The organism is Cyanobacteriota bacterium, from assembly GCA_025054735.1.
Lineage (GTDB): Bacteria > Cyanobacteriota > Cyanobacteriia > SKYG9 > SKYG9 > SKYG9.
Window position 1 is genome coordinate 1 of sequence record JANWZG010000646.1, and the last position, 1378, is coordinate 1378.

At 49.9% G+C, this 1378-nt stretch carries 3 protein-coding genes; all 3 read left to right on the forward strand.

Going from position 1 to position 1378, the window contains the following annotated elements:
• Positions 1–354: 354 nt before the first annotated feature.
• Positions 355–552, forward strand: coding sequence for an NAD(P)H dehydrogenase subunit NdhS (locus NZ772_19040; GenBank protein MCS6815654.1), 198 nt, complete (start codon positions 355–357; stop codon positions 550–552).
• Positions 553–575: 23 nt separating this feature from the next.
• On the forward strand, positions 576–1217 hold the full coding sequence (locus NZ772_19045; GenBank protein ID MCS6815655.1) for a hypothetical protein: 642 nt from the start codon (positions 576–578) through the stop codon (positions 1215–1217).
• Positions 1218–1222: 5 nt separating this feature from the next.
• The coding region (locus NZ772_19050; GenBank protein MCS6815656.1) for a beta-eliminating lyase-related protein at positions 1223–1378 on the forward strand (156 nt) is incomplete at its 3' end.

The window sequence follows — 1378 nt, forward strand, 5'->3', positions numbered from 1 at the left end:
GACTATATCCCAAGCCTAGAGGGGGCACTAACTGATTTGACTGGTTGCGGATAGAACAGTTCCCATTTGGCACCCTTGTTAGCCATCACGTAGCTAGCCAAACCATGCTTGAGCAGTGCTTATAGGACTTGTAGCAGCCTAGGACTTTCCTAAGGGGGTAATAGCAAAGTGATTGAATAGTTCCAGGTTCTGTCCCCATAGTCAATACCCTTCACTAGTTCCCGCCTGATAATTTGAGTATTCCCATCTGGGGGGCTAGATCTCTATCGTTAACATCAAATTGCTCGTGTGCCCATTCCAGCGATGTACGGCATAATAAAGCCTGAATGGTCTAACAAAAGGGAATTAACGGTTATGATTCTTCCTGGTTCTGCGGTGCGAGTAATTAACCCAAACGATACCTACTATGGGTTTCAAGGCTTGGTGCAACGCATTAGTGACGGCAAGGCCGCGGTCTTGTTTGAAGGGGGAAATTGGGATAAGCTCATCACCTTTCGCCTAGGGGAATTGGAAGCTGTGGATGCAACTGCTGGACGCAAAAAGGCTAAGTAAACCCTCAATACTACCCATTCGCTATGCGCTTGCCTTTACCGCAATTTGCTGCTCAATCTCGCCATCCTCATCACTTTGCGGAAGTGATCGAGACAGCAACGACAGAATTTTTAGCACAATGTCTGGAGCCAGAGGATCTGAACTATGCAGCTATGCCACCCTTTGGTAGTTGGGTAACAGCGGTGGATGAAGAGTCGGGCAATGTGGTCTATGCAGTGGTGTATTATGCTACGGCTAGCCCGATCGACTCGGTGCATCGGGCACGGGCACTGGGTTTATCGTTGGCAGAGTTGCGAGATCAGCAACCTCAGATCTTTGCCATGCTCAAGACAGAGTTTCGGGCGGCGATCGTGGGCTTTCGCTCTGCTAGCGATGGGGCACTGTACCAACATTTGCCCCCACGCCCACCCCAAGTTCACCAGGCAGTCTATCGCTGTCAACCAGAGGAGATATTGCAATTTACAGATCAGCTTGATTTTTTGCGGGTTTTGCTCCAACTTCCCGGTGCTCCAGTAGATGCACTGACCGCTGCGGTTGTGCGCCTTGTCTACCAACTGCGGCATTTGGATCGAGCTTGGTTGGTGCAGGCTGGACGCTTTCTTAACTTGGTGCTTAAGGATGACTACGATCGGCTGCAAGTGATTCTTAGCCAAATCCACCCCTAATTCCTATGAACTTTTGCAGTGATAATGTCACAGGTGTTGCCCCAGAAATTCTAGCTGCGTTGATAGCCGCTAACGATGGAGCAGCCATGCCCTATGGTGCCGACGACTGGACCCAACGCTTAACTACTCGGTTTTGTGAGTTATTTGAGCGGGAGGTAGCT

What these genes read in the sequence shown, in the direction of transcription:
- NZ772_19040 (MCS6815654.1), top strand. Translation starts at nt 355, where the DNA reads ATGATTCTTCCTGGTTCTGCGGTGCGAGTAATTAACCCAAACGATACC.
- NZ772_19045 (MCS6815655.1), top strand. Translation starts at nt 576, where the DNA reads ATGCGCTTGCCTTTACCGCAATTTGCTGCTCAATCTCGCCATCCTCAT.